The following is a 17,705-nucleotide window of genomic DNA, read 5'->3' on the forward strand; positions in this document are numbered from 1 at the left end:
AAATAAACAAGCAATTAACGATAAAAATCAAAATGGGGAATGAGCAAAAGCTCTCCCCCATTTTGTCAACAGCCCCCATGGAGCCCTTTCTTTAAACGGGCTCTTTATATGTGCTTTCCTTAATGGATGTGATTTATAAAGGAAGTTAATTCTTATCCTTATGTTATACTAGAAGAACTAAAATTAATTATAGAAGTATAGGAGTGCTGAAAGATGTTTGGAAATTCTTCCAATTTGACAGATGGCATTTATTTTGGAGAATCGTTACCACAACAAATCGCTAAACACATTTTAAAAAAAATCATTGAAGGTGAAATAGAAGCTGGAGAGAAAATCGTCGAAGAAGACATTTCCAAAGAATTGAACACTAGCCGTGCACCCGTACGGGAAGCCCTATATCTATTGCAGGTTGACGGTATTGTTGAGAGGATGCCGCGGCGGGGAACGATCGTCAAGCCATTTTCACAAAAGGAAATCATTGAATATAATGATGTTACGATCGGGTTGATCCAGATGGGCATTGATTTTTCCCAAGGGAAGTGGCATGCAGAAAATAAGCAATCATTACAAAGGCATTTGGAAAGTGCAACCGATGAGTGTGAAAATAGGAATGTAATCGAGTATCAAAAAAGGGCAACACAGATATTTCGCTATATTTTTTCAATCGCTAATAATAAAGCATTATCAAGATTTTTTGAAGAAGCCAGTCATATCCTCATGGTTTTTGCCCAAAGTCAGTGGAATACGGAAACGATGGAAAACTTCCATTTCAGATTAAAAATGTCCATTGAGGCCATTCTAGAAGATGATTTCGTTAAAGCAAAAAATGAAATTCATGAAGCCTTGAGTCGTGGAGTGATGTAGAGTCTTTGACTCTAAAATCAAATTGTCGACAATCGACAAAAATAATGTTATGATGTAATCGTATTCAAACAAGAATATCATCACCAAGATTAAAGGGAGAAGGGAGGATATTATGCAAGCATTCGATTTTACAGAAAAAGTAGCAATTGTTACCGGCGGCGGCGGGGGTATCGGCCGGGCAGCGTCTATTACACTTTCAGAAAATGGAGCCAAAGTGGTTGTTGTAGACCTTTCCGAAGAGGCTGGCCTGCTAACGGTAAATAAAATCAAAGAAAACGGCGGCGAAGCGAAATTTGTAAAGGCCGATGTTACAAAGGAAGACGACATTAAAAATTATGTTCAAAAAACGATAGATTCCTATGGCAAAATCGATATTTTCTTGAATAATGCCGGGTGGGAAGGCAAAATAATGCCTCTTATCGATTATCCTACTGAGGTTTTCGATCAATTAATGTCAATAAATGTACGCGGCGTTTTCTTGGGCTTAAAACATGTATTGCCCCATATGATTGAACAAAAAAGCGGGGCAGTCGTGAATACAGCTTCCGGAGCGGGTTTACTGGCAACGCCAAACATGGTGGCGTATGGCGCAAGTAAACATGCAGTTCTTGGAATGACGAAAACAGCTGGTGTCGAAGTTGCTCCACATTGTGTCAGGGTGAATGCGGTCTGCCCAGGTGTCATCAACACGGCTATGATGCGGTCGATTGAAAGCGGATTTGGCCAAGGTGATTCCGCGGCAGCAGAAACGGCTAGAAAACAGTTGGAAGCAACGACTCCGGATGGCCGGTATGCTGAGCCTCAGGAAATCGCAAATCTAATGATGTATCTAGTATCCGATCTTTCCAGCCACATTACGGGTCAAGAACTTGTAATCGACGGAGGGGCCATTTTAATCTGATAAGCAAAAAACTTTATTAAAGGGGGACCCATAGATGAGTTTAAAAGGAAAAGTCATAATAATTACAGGAGCGGGCAGCGGAATTGGTAAGGAAACGGCATATAAATTAGCTGAACAGGGAGCTATTGTCGTAGCGGCTGATTATAATGATGTTGCCGCTAAGGAAACGGCTGAATCTATTCAACAAAAGGGAGGCACGGCATCTTTTGTGAAAGTGGACGTAGCTAAAGCGGAAGAATTGGAAGCGATGGTCGAAGCAGCAATTGCCAATCATGGCACCATCAATGGCATATTCAACAACGCTGGAATTGGACTAGTAAAACCATTTTTGGAAATGGATCCAGAATCATACCACAGAGTCGTTGATGTTGACCAACACGGCGTATATTATGGCATGTATTATGCAGCAAGGAAGATGGTGGAGCTTGGTGTAACTGGGGCAACGATCGTTAATACCGCTTCTATATATGGGACAATGGTTTCAATTGGCAGCTTTAATTACCATGCCGCAAAAGCTGCAGTCATCGCCATGACTAAATCCGGTGCCATTGAACTTGCGCAATATGGGATTCGTGTCGTCGGCGTTGCACCAGGTTTCATCGAAACGCCGATCATTGGTGAAGATCCAGAGTTCCTGGACAGTTTGGCACAACTTCATATGAGGAAAAAATTGATTCAGCCAGAAAAAGTTGCTGAAGTTGTAACGTTCTTGTTCTCTGAAAAAGCGGACGCCATTAATGGACAAGTCATCCCTGTTGATGATGGATTCTTAAGCTTTAAAGGATAATTATAATCAAAGGATTTTCGAAATAACTTAAAAAGGGAGTTTTGACAAATGAGCGAACGATTCGATGACAAAGTTGTAATCATTACTGGGGCAGGATCAGGGTTAGGACAAGCAGCCGCATTGGAATTGGCTAAAGAAGGGGCTAAACTTTCATTAGTTGATTTAAACGATTCATCTTTGGAAGTGACAAAAAATTTAATCTTGGAAATTGCACCAAAATCGGACGTGCTTCTGGTCACTGCAGATGTATCGGATGAAGAAGCAGTAAAGAACTATGTAGACCAAACAATCAACAAGTATGGAAGAATCGATGCATTTTATAATAATGCGGGTATCGAAGGTAAACAAGCCCCTATGGCTGAATACGATAGCAAAGTTTTCAACAAAGTGACGGACATCAATATCAATGGTGTGTTCTATGGTATGAAATACATTCTGCCAATCATGAAAGAACAAGGATCAGGGGCAGTTGTGAACGTGGCTTCCGTAGGTGGAATTCGTGCTGTGCTTAACCAAAGTGCTTACGTTGCGAGTAAGCATGCTGTTGCAGGCTTAACGAAAACAGCTGCCATAGAATATGGTCAATATGGAATCAGCATAAATGCCATTGCACCAGGAGTTATCTTAACGGCAATGGTAGAAGGCTCATTCAGGCAAATAGGCGGGGAAAATTGGGAAGAAGCAATGGCGGATTTCGTCAGTGTGAATCCTAAGAAACGCTTTGGTAAACCTGAAGAGGTCGGCCGTTTAGTCGCCTTCCTATTATCAGGGGAATCGGAGTTCATCAACGGGGCTGTCATTCCGATTGATGGCGGACAATCTTCACAATACTAAACGTGTAAAGGGAGTGACAGTATTAGGTCACTCCCTTTTTAATCGTATCCTTTATTTTATGACCAAATGAATTCAAATTTTAAAAATCAGAAACGAAATACGAACCATTAGAATAGTAGCGGAACTCATAAAAAAACGCCATATTAAGGCGCTTAACCAACATTAAAGAAACCAATCGTTACTTTTCTTTATCGTGAAGATTATCTTCATATTCAGTTTCCAACATACCATACAGACCATTCATCTCTTGTTCATCTGGATCTGCTCCAAAGTCGTTCGTGGATTTTTCGTCAAGGATTTCTTCTTTATCATTCTTCTTATCCATACATAACACCTCCAACTATTAGGATGTCTCATTGTCCAAATAAATATACTAAAGTGACTCAGGTACTTTTAGGATTTCTTGCGGCTAAGTTCAGAGATTATAGATAGAATACCAATTTCATTATCCTGAACATTTAATGATATTCTAAATAGTTATTACTCTTACTATTTGTTAAGATATAAATATATAACCTAGAGATAACGGAGAGAGAATGTGAAGAAGAAACGAAAGAGATCTAAGAATGTTTTTGTCATTTTCATCCTGATTTTTGCATTTTTGCTTATAAAGGAGATCATGAAAAGCCCATATTCCGAAAATGTTTCCACATCAGTAAATTCGCTTGATTCTTTTGCGAACGTAAAAAAGTATAGTACACTTCTCCGCGACGAGCTGTCTAAATACGGACTTGAGGAGCATACTTCGACATTGATTGCCTTGATGCAGCAGGAAAGCCGAGGACGGGGCGGTGATCCAATGCAGGCATCTGAGTCGGCGGGGCTTGACCCGAATACAATCACAGATCCAACGGAAAGCATTAAGTATGGAGTGAAACATTTCAATAGGATCAATGAATATGGCAATGAAAAGGACGTGGATTTTGCTACGATCATTCAAGCTTATAACATGGGAATTGGTTATATTGATTTCGTTGCAAATAAAGGGGGCAAGCATACTGAAGAGCTTGCGAAGAAGTTCTCCCTGCTTCAGGTCGAAAAAAACCCCACCCTCTATGATTGCGGCGGAGACAAAGAGAATTTCCGATATCCATATTGCTACGGTGACTACTCATACAGTGCAAAGGTAACGAAGAATATCGATGAACTTGACAGTATATCGGCACAAGCCGATGGGGAGTGAGGGGGAACAAAAAGCCTACTGAATGAAGCAGGCTTTTTGTTCATGGTCTACCTCTTTTGTGGAGTTCATAAAAAACCATTGTCATGTATTGTTCAACCATGGAAGGAGAGCGTAATGTTTATAGAGTTTCCCGGATTCCTCAATGATTTGTGAAAGAAGGATATCAATGGAATCAAGTAAAGAGTTTAAGGCTTGTTTAACAGAACCACTTTCAAATTGCTCTAAGGGCACAGGTAACTCTTCCTCGTCCAAAATAAAATGTGACCCATCCGGAAGCACCATGATATCAATGATCAAATCTTCAAAAGATAACAACTTATCAGCCATATATGTATTTTTTACAATATTAAAATAGGAACCTAAATAATTACCTTCATTATCTCTCCAAATGTATAAATTATAAGGGCGGTCTTTCCAATAATAAGCAATCGTATAACTTCCAGTGGGTATATTTAATTCTATAGGACCCGCTTTCATCGTGAACGCATCCATGATTTCATGAAAAAGCACGACATGATGATTTTGTGCTTTTAACAGCAAACAGGTATGTTCTACAACAAAAGAGTCATAGCGGGTTTTTCTTTCAATTATTTCATCGCCACGTTGAAGTGTTGTTGTAAATATTTTGTCCATCATTTTATTTCTCCCTTAAAAACCATCTAGATCAGCCATTTGTTTCTTTTCTATTTTGGTAAATATCAAAACCTAATTTCACAAGTACCGAGAAATTAGGTGTTAACTTCTTCAAAATCGTTCACTCTTCTGAAATAATCATCTTACCAGAAAGGTGTTTATTGGAACTTATCCATGATACGCCTGCTTTAAAGTTTTAATGTCAATTTTCTTCATTTGGAGCAGCGCTTTCATCATTCTTTCCGATTTTTCAGGATTGGAGTCGTTTACCATCTCGGTTAGATTTTCTGGGATGATTTGCCATGACACGCCAAATTGATCTTTCAGCCAACCGCACACTTGCGCCTTTTCATCTCCCGCTTCGGAGAGTTTCCCCCAATAATAGTCCAATTCTTTTTGATCCTCGCAATGGATGATAAATGATATTGCCTCTGTGAATTTGAATTGCGGACCGCCATTTAATGCTACGAATGCTTGTCCTTCCAAATCAAATTCCACGGTCATCACAGATCCCTCTGGCTTTCCATGGATTTGGTTTCCTTCATTTCCATAGCTAGTGTTTCTTCGGATCCTAGAATTTTCGAAGATGGAAGTGTAGAACTTCGCCGCCTCTTCAGCTTGTGAATCAAACCACAGGTTAGTTGTGATTTTTTGAATTTTGTTTTTCATTATTTTTCTCCTTTATTGTTTTCATGTATAGCCAGGATAATTAAATTTGTTATTATGATTATGGAAATGCGAAAGATTAAATACCTTGAAATTACCGTTTTACTATACACCATTTATCATGAACCAAGAAAATGATATAAGGTTAGGGTATGTATCCAACCGATCATTTAACTAATCCCTTTAATCCTTGGTGATGGAAATACAAAAGGATATAGAAACTTTTCATTTGTGAAAAGTCCTATATCCAAATTTCGTTTCTCAGCTCTCGAAGTTAAATTGCCATTGGATTCCGAATTTATCCGTTAATTGACCGTAAATTTTACTCCAAAATGTTTCTTGAAGCTCCATCCCAACCTTACCGCCTTGACTAAGTTTATTAAAGATCGATTTAATTTCATCCAAATCCTTACTAACAAATGCCAAGCTGATATTATTTCCTTCGACAAAAGGCATGCCAGGAAAAGCATCGGAAAACATGACATTGCTTCCATTAATACTTAGCCTTGTATGCATGACTAAATCTTTTGCTTCTTCTGGAAGAGTAAATTCCGGATTAGGCGGTGTTTCCCCAAAGGTCATGATATTAGGTGATGCCGTTCCAAAAACCTCTGCGTAAAACTCTACTGCTTCTCTACAATTCCCATTAAAATTAAGATATGCATTAACTGACATTTGTTTCACTCCTATTATTTTATACTTTTTTGCCACAAGATTCATACACCTATTGTATTGAGTGTTGTTAAATTTTCTTGCAATAGATTTCCTTTTACCGGACGAAAAATTCCGGTGGCTCAATCCCGAGTGTTCTGAGATAAATATATCCCTGTCCTCTGTGATGGATTTCATTTTCGAGGGCATATTGAAGTCTCTCAAAGTGGCTTTGTGAGGGTCCGAAAAAGGGATCCTTTTCAACCGCTTCAAGTGTTTCCTCGGTAATTTCCTCCCACAGTTTTCTAGTATCTTGCCTTACTGCTTCGCATGCAGAGATTAGTGCCTCTTTTGTAGAAAGTGCAGCAAACGAATCTGGAAACTCCCATACACTAAGTGCAATTCCACGCATATATCCAGTTTCAATGTTCATGATTTCTTTAACCATCTCGGCGAAAGGGCGAAGCTTCACGGCCGGTGTATAGTGAAATAATTCTTCTTCAGGAAAGGCTTCAAGTACCCGCATTGTCAATCTCCTGTTGCCTTCTAATATATTTAACAATCCTTCTTTCGATAGAAACATTATTTACCTCCTTTGATAGATACTCTATAGAATTTCTGTGAAAAATCGAAAAGTCCTGCAAATTCCAGTATATAAAGATCGGTCAGTTTTTTTAATGTAACTACCTGGGCAGATTCAAGATTATTAATGGTATGAGTATGATTCTGTATATCATTTTTCTTCTACACTTGATGGAGTGCTAGTGACATAAAAAGAAGAGACGGTCTTTATTCCAAAAAGAGAGATAAAGTTATGTTACATTAACTGTGGAAGCGCAATTTCTGGAAGGTCATTTGAATTATGTAGGAGATAAAACTAAGCAAAATTCGTAAAATATTTGACTAATGGAGCATAATCAATTTATCCTTTTTTTACTTAAGGTGTACAGGTTTCAAAAACAGAAAATGATTGTTTTTAACATTATTTTACTTCTTAATAAGCGGAGAGAAGTTTGGTGGATATTGCTTAAATCTTACATTTATTATAGGATTCAAGTAGTCATATGTTTCCATCGCAAAATATGCTAAAAAGGAAAGAGTATCAATAATAATGGAACCATCAGAAAGGGAGAGTAGCAAATGATTAATAATGTCGGTCAAATTATGTTATATGTAAATAACCAGGATGAGTCATTGAAATTTTGGACAGAAAAATTGGGGTTTAGCGTAGTTTCTGAAGAAGATAACGGCCAAGGCTTGAGATGGATTGAAATTGCCCCAACAAAGGAAGCACAAACTAGTATCATCCTGCATAACAAGGAATTCATTGCTAAAATGCAGCCTGAATTAAATCTTAATACACCCTCGTTAATGTTTTACTCGGAAAACATTGATGAATTATATAAAGACTTTTCGGAGAAGAATATCAAACTGGGGGAACTTGTAAAGATGCCTTCTGGAAGAGTATTTAATTTTGCTGATAACGAAGAAAATTACTTTGCGGTCATGGAAAAAAAGTGACTCACATAGCAAATGATTAAAAACATCAAAACGACTATGGAAACTTTTTTAGTCGTTTTGATATGTCATGACATCATGTTATATCGCTTAATAAAGTATTGGTCCTATTTAGTCAGCAGGCCGTGGTCCAGCGGCAATTCCAGAGTTTTCAACAGTCATGATCGGTCGAATGGTTATATCTCCATTCACGTAAATTTGACAGGATAAACGCAAATGATCCTCCATTCCTTTTTCCTCAAAGACCTTTTTTTCTTTATTTGTGACTTCCAAAAAATCACCTGCCAATATTTCCACTCTGCAAGTTGTACATTTTGCCTTCCCTCCACATCTGTGGAGAATATTTATACCGTTATCTTCCATCGCTAATACTAACTTTTTTCCCATTTCAACTTCAAAAGTTCCTTGGTCAAATACAGTTACGTAAGGCATTTTATACCACCTCATATTAATTATAGGATATCTTCCAACGGGTCATTAACATATTTATTCTCTTACCTTGTCCATATGACAGAAAAAAATGTGAAAAAATCATTACTGATTGTTAAACCCCATTCTTTAAACAAAGTGCCTATCTCATTAGATGAATAATTAATTATCTTGAAGACAAACTTTAAGTAGATTGGAAATTATAGATTTAAAAAGCTTCAAGTAGGTCCAAATACGAAAATAATTATGGTTTACTTAAAAAAAGAGTGAAAAATAAAGGGGAGGCCCTGTCTGTGAATAATGGTAATTGTGATTTTTCACCAATGAAACAAGTTTTAAAAGAGGATATTCGCCAAGTAATAACGGCATTACAGGATAACTTAGAAGCAATGGGTGATGAAAATTATTGCCTTCTTGGAAATTTTGAAAAAATTAAAGAAAAGTTTGTATACATTGATATGAAAGCAGCAACATTTTATTTAAACTGTTATTTGTCACCGTTTACGGACAAATATCCCGAATTATCAACTTGCGTTCAAAATTTATCGAATTTGAGACATGGCGGGTTGATTGTGATTCAACGGGGAGATCCCCTTGATTCATTGATTCAGCCCGGTATTTCAATAGGAGCGGAGTTAACCCATTCTTTATTGGAATCGATTTTTTTTCCTGGAAATCCACTGCATGATGGTGCGGTTTTGGTTAGTCAAAACCAGATTGTTTCAGCAGCAAATGTCCTTCCGCTTTCAGACAGGTCAACCGGGGAAAAAAAACTGGGAACACGCCACCGCTCTGCTTTGGGTTTATCTGAACGGAGTGATGCCCTTGTATTGGTAGTATCAGAGGAAACAGGAAGAGTTTCATTTGCATTGAATGGGAAACTGTACCCAATTAATACACACGGGCCTATATAGAATTATTAAGACCATAAGTCACAGGGTAATTATAATGTTCCAGATAATTCACACCTGGAATATTCAATCGCATAAATAAGTAATCGCTGGATCCTTTTTAGGCTTTTGTAATTTATAGCTTATTTTATCAGAATTACAGGTACAGAAAATTTCATGAATTAATCAACCCGGTGATTTTTACCGGGTTTTTGGTTGCTTTTTATATAAAAAAAGGCATATGATAAAACAGGAGATTAAATCAGAAAAGATATAAAACGAAAGAGGATTTATAAATGATAACTATTAAAAGTGAACGAGAAATACATTTGATGCATGAAGCAGGCAAACTTCTTGCTGCGACACATAGAGAAATCGCTAAAATGATAAAACCGGGCATCACGACTTGGGAAATTGAAGAGTTTGTCGATAAATACTTGGCAGAGCATGGTGCGACACCTGAACAAAAGGGCTATAACGGCTACAAATATGCAACGTGCGCATCTGTGAATGATGTAATTTGTCACGGCTTCCCGCAAAAGAAAGCCTTGAAAGAGGGAGACATCGTAACGATTGATATGGTGGTAAACCTTAACGGCGGTCTGGCCGATTCAGCTTGGACATATGCAGTCGGGAAAGTTGAAGAAGAGGTTCAGCGTTTGATGGATGTAACCAAGGCTGCACTATATAAAGGCATCGAGGCTGCACGGGCAGGAAATCGTCTTGGGGATATTGGTCATGCAATTCAGTCATATGCAGAAGGTGAAAAGTTTTCTGTTGTCCGCGATTTTACAGGACACGGTATCGGTAAAACCATGCACGAAGACCCAACCGTTTTACATTATGGTAAACCAGGTAAAGGCGCCCGTCTAAAAGAAGGCATGGTCATCACGATCGAGCCTATGTTGAATGCAGGAACATGGCATATGAAAATGGACCAAGACGGCTGGACGGCGAGAACGGCAGATGGAAAGCTTTCCGCCCAATATGAACATACCCTCGTCATTACAAAAGAAGATCCGATCATTTTAACGGAACAGTAAACAAAAAGAAGAAACGGCCTTATCATAGGCCGTTTTCTTCTTTTTGTTTTAAACTATTTCACAATAAACCTCGACAGAATATTCGGAATTCTCCTATCCCACAATAGATCGAATCCAAAAAATTAGTACTAGGCAGTTTGGCATTAAAAACTTTACTATTATGTGGCAGCACAGGATAATAAGGGAGAAGGAAGAAATGTTTTTTGATGAGTTCATAAAACTGGATATAAAGGGGGTTTTGACAGTGAAGAAAGGGGAAAAACTGTCTACAACGGCTGAATCGGTCGGGTTGAGCCAGCGGGAATTTTTAACGATTTTTTTACTTCATTCTTTGAGAATTAAGGCGAATTATCCAAGGGCGATTCATCAGGACCTAAAAAATACGTTTACTGGAAAAGTGCATAGCTATGACTATTTATGTAAAATATCCAATACGCTTGTCGAATCCAACCATTTATCACTATATACGAATAAGGGAAGGAATTATTATCAGATAACTGAAAAAGGAAAAGAACTTTACATATGGTACCAAGAGAATTTCCTGGAACGGTTTTCCGAGGTGAAAAAGGTCATTGACCGGTTCATGTACGATTTAAGGGGATCTGGTGAAAATCCCTCGGTTCTCAATGAACTTCCTGAAGAATACAGGTCATATTTCTCGAAAATAATATCGGTAAAGGATCTTGTACGCTATGTTACTTTAAAAGCCGCTTTCACTAAGAAGCCCATTTACATGGGGGAAATTGGCGATCTGCTTAAAAATCAGTTCGGTTGGATAGCATCAAACGGCTATTTATATGATTTATCTCATGAAATGGAAGAGAACGGCCTTCTTGTCGGCAGGTGGGAAAGTGAAAAACGAACAAAACGATATTTACGAATCACCGATGAAGGGCAGCATCATTACAAACAGATTGCGGATTCGGCCGCTTTTCAAGTCCAGGAAATCCAAAAATACATGGCTAGTGTCGTTATGTTCTTAAAAGAAAAGTCTTAAAGGATTATTAGAAATGGGGCCCTTAAGTTTGTAAGGAGATTCAAGTTACATGCTTAAATTGACTCGATCAAGGGTAAATGTTACTTAAAAACACTTCTTAACAAGGGGGAATGCGTAATGGGAGAAAAACACGATGAAATAGGAAGCATATTCAGTTTCATTAAAGGCCAAGTAGATAAGCTTCCCATTTCACAATCGAAAAAGAACAAAATGCTCGACCAACTCTTAAAGCTTAAAACAATGACAGTTGATGCAAGGGAACCGCGAATTGCCCTTGTAGGAAGGCGCGGATCTGGAAAATCATCACTGATCAATGCGATGTTTGGTCAGGAAAGGCAATATGTCAGTTCTGTTAAATCTGGAACGGGTAAGGGAAAATGGCTTTGGTACCCGAGTGATGCTGAGCCCAAAATTCGTTTGCTGGATTCCCGTGGGTTGGGTGAGAGTGAAGCTCCTACGGAAGAATTTGAAGAAGAAACACCAATGGACGAATTGATAAAAGCGGTAACCGAAGAACAGCCCGATGTTTTTCTTTTCTTGATTAAAGCAAAAGAAACGGATTCACGGATTGAAGAAGATCTGCAAGAGTTGAACAAGCTGCGCAAGGTCGTAAAAGAGATCCACCATTATGATGTACCCGTCATCTGTGTGGTCACCCAAGTGGATGAACTAGATCCACCACATTATAAACAAGCACCTTTTGATGCCAACCCTAAGAAAAAAAAGAATATTGATGAAGCCATTGCTTTGATGTCCAAGCGATTTAACGAAAGTGAAATCCCACTATTGAACATTATCCCGATTTGCTCATATATTGACTTTGATGAAGGTGGAAATATTGATTATGATATGCGTTGGAACATCGATTTGCTTTCAGATTACTTGATCGAGGCCTTACCCAGCGAAGCGAAGCTAAAGACGGCCAAAGCGATTCAGAGCCAATTCGTTAAGAAGAAATTCGCGCGGACGATTGTGGGAACGTTTACGGCAATCACCGGATTAATAGGTGCAGAGCCAATACCTTTTGCCGATTTTCCCATATTGACCGGCATTCAAGGGTTGATGATTGTGGTAATTGGTTTTATCGCGGATAAAGACATCAATACCAAAACGGCAAGTGAATTCATTACAGCATTAGGGATCAATGTTGGAATCGGTCTTCTTGTCAGGGAAGGCGTCAGGGCTGCAATACGTTTCATACCAGGGGCCGGTCTAGCAGTCTCAGGTGCGGTAGCCGGCGCAGTCACGTATGGAATCGGGCAAGCTGCGATAGCTTACTTTATCGAAAACAAAGATATTGACCAGGCGAAGAAAGCTTATAAGAATGCTAACAAAGAATATAAAAATGAAGACATTGACTCTTAACGGGCAGATTCAAACCATTAACTACACTAAGGTGATATGATAAAGTGGTGTTTTGGCGGTTACTGTTTCTGTGGCTGAATGGTTCAGGATTTCTTTACTACAGGAGGGATGGTCTTCATGTCGTTTTTTCAATCACAAAAGCAAAAAGAATATATTCAAAAATTAGAGGAAGCGATTCAGCCCTTTTCCAGCCGATCTGAAGCACTGGATGATTCAAAGGGTTTTCCATTTGAAAACATCCAGGAGTTAAAGGAATTCGGATATCCTAAATTAACGTTAGCAAAAGCGGATGGGGGAAATGGCGGTTCATTATATGATTTTCTCCTATGCCAAGAAAAAATAGCTCAGTATTGTGGCCCAACAGCCTTAGGAATAGGCTGGCATGTCGGAACGGTCCTATCCTTAACTGAGAAAAGACCATGGGAAAAAGGAGTCATGAATGAATTGTTTGATGAGGTGTCGAAAGGCGCTCTCATCAACACGGCAGCATCGGAGGTTGGAACAGGAAGCCCGACGCGCGGAGGCCGTCCGGAAACGCTCGCTATCAAAAAGGGTGAACAATGGAATTTGAATGGCAGAAAGACTTTTACTACTCTCTCTCCCGTCCTTAATATTTTTCTTGTAACGGCATGGGTACCCGAGGACGAGCGGCTAGGCACATTTTTAGTTCATCGTGATTTAATGGGTGTAAGTATAGAAGAAACTTGGGATATGATGTCCATGCAGGGGACAGGAAGCCATGATTTGGTGTTAAATGATGTCAGCCTTCCTGAAAAGTATTATGTCATGAAAAGTAATCTTGGTGAAAAAAGGAAACCTGAAGCGTGGCTTTTACATATACCGGCTTGCTACTTGGGAATTGCAGTGGCAGCCAGAAATTATGCAGTTGAATTTGCTAAAACCTATTCTCCCAATAGCTTACCAGGACCAATCAGGGACCTTCCGAATGTTCAACGGACAATTGGAGAGATGGAACTGGAATTGAGCGAAGCACACCATTTCCTTTACTCTGTCGCAGAGAAATGGGAGCAGCACCCTGAAGATCGTGATGAATTATCGAAACAATTGGGTGCTGTCAAGCTATCGGTAGTCAACAAATCGATTTCGATTGTCGATAAAGCGATGCGAGTAGTCGGAGCCAAAAGTTTACAACGGAAAAATCCCTTGCAACGCTACTATAGGGATGTACGTGCAGGCCTTCATAATCCTCCGATGGATGATGCGACAATTACGATGCTCGCAAAATCCGCTCTTTATTAAGTGAGTATTCGGATATTCCTTATTTGCACTGAAATGACTTCGTCGTTTCAGTTTTTTCCTGTTTATTTACTAACTCTTAATCAACCGTTTATTTGTTCTGGTACCTCCATGCTTTAGCTATCTCTTTTTAATTCCAACCTGAAATTTTTACTAGCTTATCATTCTCTATCTTGTTATGATTTATATACCTTTTTAAATCTTCGGAAAATATCGAAAGTTCGGTGTGAAAATGAATCTGATTACAAAAGATTTACTGATTAACTTTTTAATTATCCTTTTTCCGCTCTTTTTATTGCAAATGAGCTATCTAGTAAAGTACGTGTACCGTTTAGATGCATTAAAAGGATCGTTCTTAACCATTTTTCCTATTCTTTCACTTGTTCTATGCATGCTATTCCCAGTGGTCATAGAAGAGGATTTTGTTTGGGATCTTCGATGGATCCCTTTTCTTTTAGGCGGTTTATATGGAGGCTATAGGTTAGGTATCATATTAATAGTCATCACTCTTTTTATCCGTTATATAACAGGGGGGGAAAATGGATTTTATGTATCATGCATCTCTTTTCCGCTAATGGGAGTTTCCCTGTTTTTTATATCTAAATACTATTTAAAAATGTCTGTCAGTAAAAAAATCCTCATCGGCATATCCTTAATCTTTATTGTTCACATTCTCACACAGTTTATTTCAACACAAATATTTGAACTTACTATTGGCATTAGTCTTTGGAAACAATATTTTACCATCCAAGTCATAGGAATCGTTGTTGTAATTTTATTATGGGAAGTCATCCTGACTAATTTTCAGGTTCTCGAGAAATTAGTGAAAGCAGAAAAATTGGAAATCGTTAGTCATCTGGCTGCAAGCATATCTCATGAAGTCAGAAACCCCCTTACAGTTACTAGGGGATATATACAAATGTTAAGCGAAGACGTTTCTTCACATACAAAGGTCCAGTATGCAAATATTGCGCTGAATGAATTAGATCGGGCCACGGATGTCATTAATGATTATTTGACATTTGCTGCCGTAAGCCCTGAAAACAAGGAACGATTAAGGGTATCCGAGGAAATTCAGCATGTCGTCAACCGCATAAAACCCTTGGCTAACGATAATGGAGCTGGATTGAAGTTGTCCTTATTTGAAGAAGAAGCATATTATATAATGGGGGAAAAGAAGAAATTTCAACAGTGCCTGTTCAATATATTAAAGAATGGCTTAGAATCGATGCAAGATGATGGCGAAATATACATACATTTAATTCCCGACGCAACCAACATCCAAATTATGATTCAAGATCAAGGAATTGGAATGACAAAGGAACAAATATACCGTCTAGGTGAGCCTTACTTTACGACAAAAAATAAAGGAACGGGATTAGGCCTAATGGTTTCATATAGCGTCATCAAAAGCATGGATGGAACGATACATGTGTCAAGTGTTCAAGGGAAAGGTACATGTTTCTCCATTAATCTGCCCATTCATAGATTTGAGCCTATTTGAGTATAGTGTAAATTGACGGTTTTATTCTCATACATTACAATTTATTTAATTGCCAATTATTATGAAATATTCAATGATGCATTTGATACCTAAGGGAGATGATTGAATGAAATCGCTTACAGACGGACAAATCATTTGGGAACCGACAAAAGAACAAATCGAGGACACGGTATTGACTCAATATGTGAAATGGTTAAAAGAAAAGAAAGGTTTATCATTTCATGATTATCATGAATTATGGAAATGGTCGGTTGATGAACTGGAGGAATTTTGGGCTTCAATTTGGGATTATTGTGATGTAAAAGCCGCCAGGAAATATGACAGGGTTTTAGCGGAGCAAGCCATGCCAGGTGCGAAATGGTTCGAAGGGGCAAGGCTTAATTATGCTGAAAATGCATTATTGAATGCTCAAGAAGAAAAAACGGCGATTTTTTTTCGTTCCGAACATATCAGGCAGCAAGAGATTAGCTGGAAAGAGCTGAAAGAAAAAGTGGCTTCTGTCGCCCATTCATTAAGGGAACTTGGTGTGAAACCGGGTGACCGTGTTGTTGCCTATATGCCAAATATACCTGAAGCGGTCATAGCTTTCTTGGCAACAGTAAGTATAGGTGCCATTTGGTCCAGTTGTTCTCCTGACTTTGGTGCAAGAAGCGTCATTGATCGTTTCAAACAGATTGAACCGGTTTTATTACTGGCAGTTGATGGGTATCAGTACAACGGAAAAGTATATGATAAAACATCCGTTGTTTCACAGCTTAAACAGGAATTGGGCACTGTCAAGCATACCGTGTTGGTTCCTTACATAGAAAAAAAGGTTGTGGAAGTGAATCTGGCAAATACAATCCCTTGGGATGACCTATTAAAAGAAACGGCGGAATTATCTTTTGAAAGTGTTCCGTTCAATCATCCGCTTTGGATTCTCTATTCATCAGGTACAACCGGAATGCCAAAACCAATTGTACAAGGGCATGGCGGTATATTATTGGAGCATTTTAAATCAACAAGATTGCATCAAGGCATGACTTCCGAGGATACGGTATTCTGGTTTACGACGACAGGCTGGATGATGTGGAATCTACTAATGGGAGGTTTGCTTAATGAAGGGACGATTGTTCTTTATGACGGCAGCCCTGCCTTTCCGAATATGGATGCCCTTTGGGAATTGGCAGAAGACACAGGCATGACTTTCTTTGGAACAAGTGCACCTTTCCTTACGAATTCCATGAAGTTAGGAATCAAGCCAATGGGAAGATATGATTTAACAAAATTGAAGGCTCTTTTTTCAACTGGGGCTCCATTGTCAGGTGACGGTTACAAATGGGTGTATGAGAATGTCAAGAAAGATATATGGCTCAGTTCATCTAGTGGCGGAACCGATGTTTGTGCCGGATTTGTAGGTGGTGTTCCAACATTACCTGTAAGAATCGGGGAGATACAAGGAAGGGCATTAGGTGTTCGTGCAGAAGCCTTTGATGAACAAGGTCAATCATTGATTAATGAAGTCGGTGAATTGGTCATTACTAAACCGATGCCGTCCATGCCGCTTTACTTCTGGAATGATCAAGACGGGTCAAGATATTACGAGAGTTATTTCGATACGTATCCTGGAATATGGAAACATGGAGATTGGATAAAAATCGACGACAAGGGCAGCTGCGTCATTTATGGACGTTCCGACTCGACCATTAACCGTTCTGGTGTACGGATGGGGACTAGCGATATCTACCGCGTCGTCGAAGCGATCGATGAAGTTATGGAAAGCCTTGTCATTGATAGAGAAGTGCTTGGCCGCGGTTCTTCCTTGCTGCTGTTCGTCGTCCTTAAGCCTGGTAAAATCCTGGATGCAGCATTGACAGCGAAAATCAATGAACAAATCCGAGGACATGTGTCCCCTCGTTTTATCCCAGACCAGATCCATGTCGTTGAACAAATACCTAAAACCTTGAACGGAAAGAAAATGGAAGTACCGATACGCAAAGTGTTGCTAGGTTTCGAGTTTGATAAAGTGGTGAATGCAGACTCCATGGGAAATCCAGAATCGCTTCAGTTTTTCAAAGAATTAGCTCTCGAGTTGAATGAGAAAAAAATATTCTGACATCCCAGGCGGAGCAAAAAGCTCCGTCTTTTTTATAAGACTTTATGAGTTTATTCTCATAAGGTCTTTTTTTGTTTCTGGAGGTGAT

Annotated in this window: 19 protein-coding genes; 13 read left to right on the forward strand and 6 right to left on the reverse strand. The window is 39.0% G+C overall.

Annotation, left to right across the window (positions count from 1 at the left end; genetic code table 11):
• Positions 1-213 precede the first annotated feature (213 nt).
• The 4 genes from ACFX4L_RS17865 (at position 214) to ACFX4L_RS17880 (ending at position 3,386) form a co-directional block, all read left to right on the forward strand.
• Positions 214-864 (forward strand): GntR family transcriptional regulator, encoded by a 651-nt coding sequence (locus tag ACFX4L_RS17865; RefSeq protein ID WP_377384400.1) that lies wholly within the window; start codon positions 214-216, stop codon positions 862-864.
• A 112-nt stretch (positions 865-976) separates the two neighbouring features.
• On the forward strand, positions 977-1,765 hold the full coding sequence (locus tag ACFX4L_RS17870) for an SDR family NAD(P)-dependent oxidoreductase (protein WP_377405771.1): 789 nt from the start codon (positions 977-979) through the stop codon (positions 1,763-1,765).
• Between the two features lie 34 nt (positions 1,766-1,799).
• A complete protein-coding gene (locus ACFX4L_RS17875) occupies positions 1,800-2,552 on the forward strand; it encodes an SDR family NAD(P)-dependent oxidoreductase (protein WP_377384398.1) in 753 nt (250 codons plus the stop codon).
• A 48-nt stretch (positions 2,553-2,600) separates the two neighbouring features.
• Positions 2,601-3,386, forward strand: coding sequence for a glucose 1-dehydrogenase (locus ACFX4L_RS17880; RefSeq protein ID WP_377405773.1), 786 nt, complete (start codon positions 2,601-2,603; stop codon positions 3,384-3,386).
• A 178-nt stretch (positions 3,387-3,564) separates the two neighbouring features.
• Here ACFX4L_RS17880 and ACFX4L_RS17885 read toward each other — a convergent pair whose 3' ends face one another.
• A complete protein-coding gene (locus ACFX4L_RS17885) occupies positions 3,565-3,711 on the reverse strand; it encodes a DUF4021 domain-containing protein (protein ID WP_377405775.1) in 147 nt (48 codons plus the stop codon).
• Between the two features lie 213 nt (positions 3,712-3,924).
• Between ACFX4L_RS17885 and ACFX4L_RS17890 the strand changes: the two genes are divergently transcribed.
• Positions 3,925-4,569: a lysozyme family protein gene (locus ACFX4L_RS17890; protein ID WP_061463172.1), complete on the forward strand. Its 645-nt coding sequence runs from the start codon at positions 3,925-3,927 to the stop codon at positions 4,567-4,569.
• 81 nt (positions 4,570-4,650) lie between these two features.
• Here ACFX4L_RS17890 and ACFX4L_RS17895 read toward each other — a convergent pair whose 3' ends face one another.
• The 4 genes from ACFX4L_RS17895 to ACFX4L_RS17910 form a co-directional block, all read right to left on the reverse strand.
• On the reverse strand, positions 4,651-5,202 hold the full coding sequence (locus ACFX4L_RS17895) for a ribonuclease FAU-1 family protein (RefSeq protein ID WP_284472068.1): 552 nt from the start codon (positions 5,200-5,202) through the stop codon (positions 4,651-4,653).
• Positions 5,203-5,370: 168 nt separating this feature from the next.
• Positions 5,371-5,871 carry a VOC family protein gene (locus ACFX4L_RS17900; RefSeq protein WP_377405776.1) on the reverse strand — a complete coding sequence of 167 codons (501 nt, stop codon included), beginning with the start codon at positions 5,869-5,871 and terminating at the stop codon, positions 5,371-5,373.
• A 258-nt stretch (positions 5,872-6,129) separates the two neighbouring features.
• Positions 6,130-6,543 carry a VOC family protein gene (locus tag ACFX4L_RS17905; RefSeq protein WP_284470782.1) on the reverse strand — a complete coding sequence of 138 codons (414 nt, stop codon included), beginning with the start codon at positions 6,541-6,543 and terminating at the stop codon, positions 6,130-6,132.
• Between the two features lie 94 nt (positions 6,544-6,637).
• Positions 6,638-7,102 carry a DinB family protein gene (locus tag ACFX4L_RS17910; protein ID WP_284470781.1) on the reverse strand — a complete coding sequence of 155 codons (465 nt, stop codon included), beginning with the start codon at positions 7,100-7,102 and terminating at the stop codon, positions 6,638-6,640.
• 557 nt (positions 7,103-7,659) lie between these two features.
• Here ACFX4L_RS17910 and ACFX4L_RS17915 point away from each other — a divergent pair.
• Positions 7,660-8,040: a VOC family protein gene (locus ACFX4L_RS17915; protein WP_377384385.1), complete on the forward strand. Its 381-nt coding sequence runs from the start codon at positions 7,660-7,662 to the stop codon at positions 8,038-8,040.
• Positions 8,041-8,148: 108 nt separating this feature from the next.
• On the opposite strand, the gene ACFX4L_RS17920 is transcribed toward ACFX4L_RS17915, so the two are convergent.
• Complete coding sequence (locus ACFX4L_RS17920; protein ID WP_089362198.1) at positions 8,149-8,469, reverse strand: 2Fe-2S iron-sulfur cluster-binding protein; 321 nt, start codon at positions 8,467-8,469, stop codon at positions 8,149-8,151.
• A gap of 290 nt (positions 8,470-8,759) precedes the next feature.
• Between ACFX4L_RS17920 and cdaS the strand changes: the two genes are divergently transcribed.
• The 7 genes from cdaS (at position 8,760) to ACFX4L_RS17955 (ending at position 17,617) form a co-directional block, all read left to right on the forward strand.
• Positions 8,760-9,380 carry a sporulation-specific diadenylate cyclase CdaS gene (gene cdaS / locus ACFX4L_RS17925; protein ID WP_284470779.1) on the forward strand — a complete coding sequence of 207 codons (621 nt, stop codon included), beginning with the start codon at positions 8,760-8,762 and terminating at the stop codon, positions 9,378-9,380.
• Between the two features lie 272 nt (positions 9,381-9,652).
• Positions 9,653-10,399: a type I methionyl aminopeptidase gene (gene map, locus ACFX4L_RS17930; RefSeq protein ID WP_377384383.1), complete on the forward strand. Its 747-nt coding sequence runs from the start codon at positions 9,653-9,655 to the stop codon at positions 10,397-10,399.
• A gap of 244 nt (positions 10,400-10,643) precedes the next feature.
• Positions 10,644-11,396, forward strand: a complete 753-nt coding sequence (locus ACFX4L_RS17935; RefSeq protein ID WP_061463184.1) for a PadR family transcriptional regulator — start codon at positions 10,644-10,646, stop codon at positions 11,394-11,396.
• A 117-nt stretch (positions 11,397-11,513) separates the two neighbouring features.
• Positions 11,514-12,761, forward strand: a complete 1,248-nt coding sequence (locus tag ACFX4L_RS17940; RefSeq protein ID WP_377405779.1) for a GTPase — start codon at positions 11,514-11,516, stop codon at positions 12,759-12,761.
• Positions 12,762-12,878: 117 nt separating this feature from the next.
• Entirely contained in the window at positions 12,879-14,021 is a 1,143-nt protein-coding gene (locus tag ACFX4L_RS17945; RefSeq protein ID WP_284470776.1) for an acyl-CoA dehydrogenase family protein, read from the forward strand.
• A gap of 229 nt (positions 14,022-14,250) precedes the next feature.
• A complete protein-coding gene (locus ACFX4L_RS17950; protein WP_377405781.1) occupies positions 14,251-15,522 on the forward strand; it encodes an ATP-binding protein in 1,272 nt (423 codons plus the stop codon).
• A 106-nt stretch (positions 15,523-15,628) separates the two neighbouring features.
• Positions 15,629-17,617 carry an acetoacetate--CoA ligase gene (locus ACFX4L_RS17955; RefSeq protein WP_377405783.1) on the forward strand — a complete coding sequence of 663 codons (1,989 nt, stop codon included), beginning with the start codon at positions 15,629-15,631 and terminating at the stop codon, positions 17,615-17,617.
• Positions 17,618-17,705: the final 88 nt, after the last annotated feature.

This window comes from Peribacillus sp. YIM B13482, from assembly GCF_042787975.1.
GTDB classification, from domain to species: Bacteria; Bacillota; Bacilli; order Bacillales; family DSM-1321; genus Peribacillus; species Peribacillus simplex_A.

Excerpts from the sequence above, each read along its gene's own strand:
- ACFX4L_RS17865 (WP_377384400.1), top strand. The coding sequence starts at position 214 with ATGTTTGGAAATTCTTCCAATTTGACAGATGGCATTTATTTTGGAGAA.
- ACFX4L_RS17870 (WP_377405771.1), top strand. The coding sequence starts at position 977 with ATGCAAGCATTCGATTTTACAGAAAAAGTAGCAATTGTTACCGGCGGC.
- ACFX4L_RS17875 (WP_377384398.1), top strand. The coding sequence starts at position 1,800 with ATGAGTTTAAAAGGAAAAGTCATAATAATTACAGGAGCGGGCAGCGGA.
- ACFX4L_RS17880 (WP_377405773.1), top strand. The coding sequence starts at position 2,601 with ATGAGCGAACGATTCGATGACAAAGTTGTAATCATTACTGGGGCAGGA.
- ACFX4L_RS17885 (WP_377405775.1), bottom strand. The coding sequence starts at position 3,711 with ATGGATAAGAAGAATGATAAAGAAGAAATCCTTGACGAAAAATCCACG.
- ACFX4L_RS17895 (WP_284472068.1), bottom strand. The coding sequence starts at position 5,202 with ATGGACAAAATATTTACAACAACACTTCAACGTGGCGATGAAATAATT.
- ACFX4L_RS17900 (WP_377405776.1), bottom strand. The coding sequence starts at position 5,871 with ATGAAAAACAAAATTCAAAAAATCACAACTAACCTGTGGTTTGATTCA.
- ACFX4L_RS17905 (WP_284470782.1), bottom strand. The coding sequence starts at position 6,543 with ATGTCAGTTAATGCATATCTTAATTTTAATGGGAATTGTAGAGAAGCA.
- ACFX4L_RS17910 (WP_284470781.1), bottom strand. The coding sequence starts at position 7,102 with ATGTTTCTATCGAAAGAAGGATTGTTAAATATATTAGAAGGCAACAGG.
- ACFX4L_RS17915 (WP_377384385.1), top strand. The coding sequence starts at position 7,660 with ATGATTAATAATGTCGGTCAAATTATGTTATATGTAAATAACCAGGAT.
- ACFX4L_RS17920 (WP_089362198.1), bottom strand. The coding sequence starts at position 8,469 with ATGCCTTACGTAACTGTATTTGACCAAGGAACTTTTGAAGTTGAAATG.
- map (WP_377384383.1), top strand. The coding sequence starts at position 9,653 with ATGATAACTATTAAAAGTGAACGAGAAATACATTTGATGCATGAAGCA.
- ACFX4L_RS17940 (WP_377405779.1), top strand. The coding sequence starts at position 11,514 with ATGGGAGAAAAACACGATGAAATAGGAAGCATATTCAGTTTCATTAAA.
- ACFX4L_RS17945 (WP_284470776.1), top strand. The coding sequence starts at position 12,879 with ATGTCGTTTTTTCAATCACAAAAGCAAAAAGAATATATTCAAAAATTA.
- ACFX4L_RS17950 (WP_377405781.1), top strand. The coding sequence starts at position 14,251 with ATGAATCTGATTACAAAAGATTTACTGATTAACTTTTTAATTATCCTT.
- ACFX4L_RS17955 (WP_377405783.1), top strand. The coding sequence starts at position 15,629 with ATGAAATCGCTTACAGACGGACAAATCATTTGGGAACCGACAAAAGAA.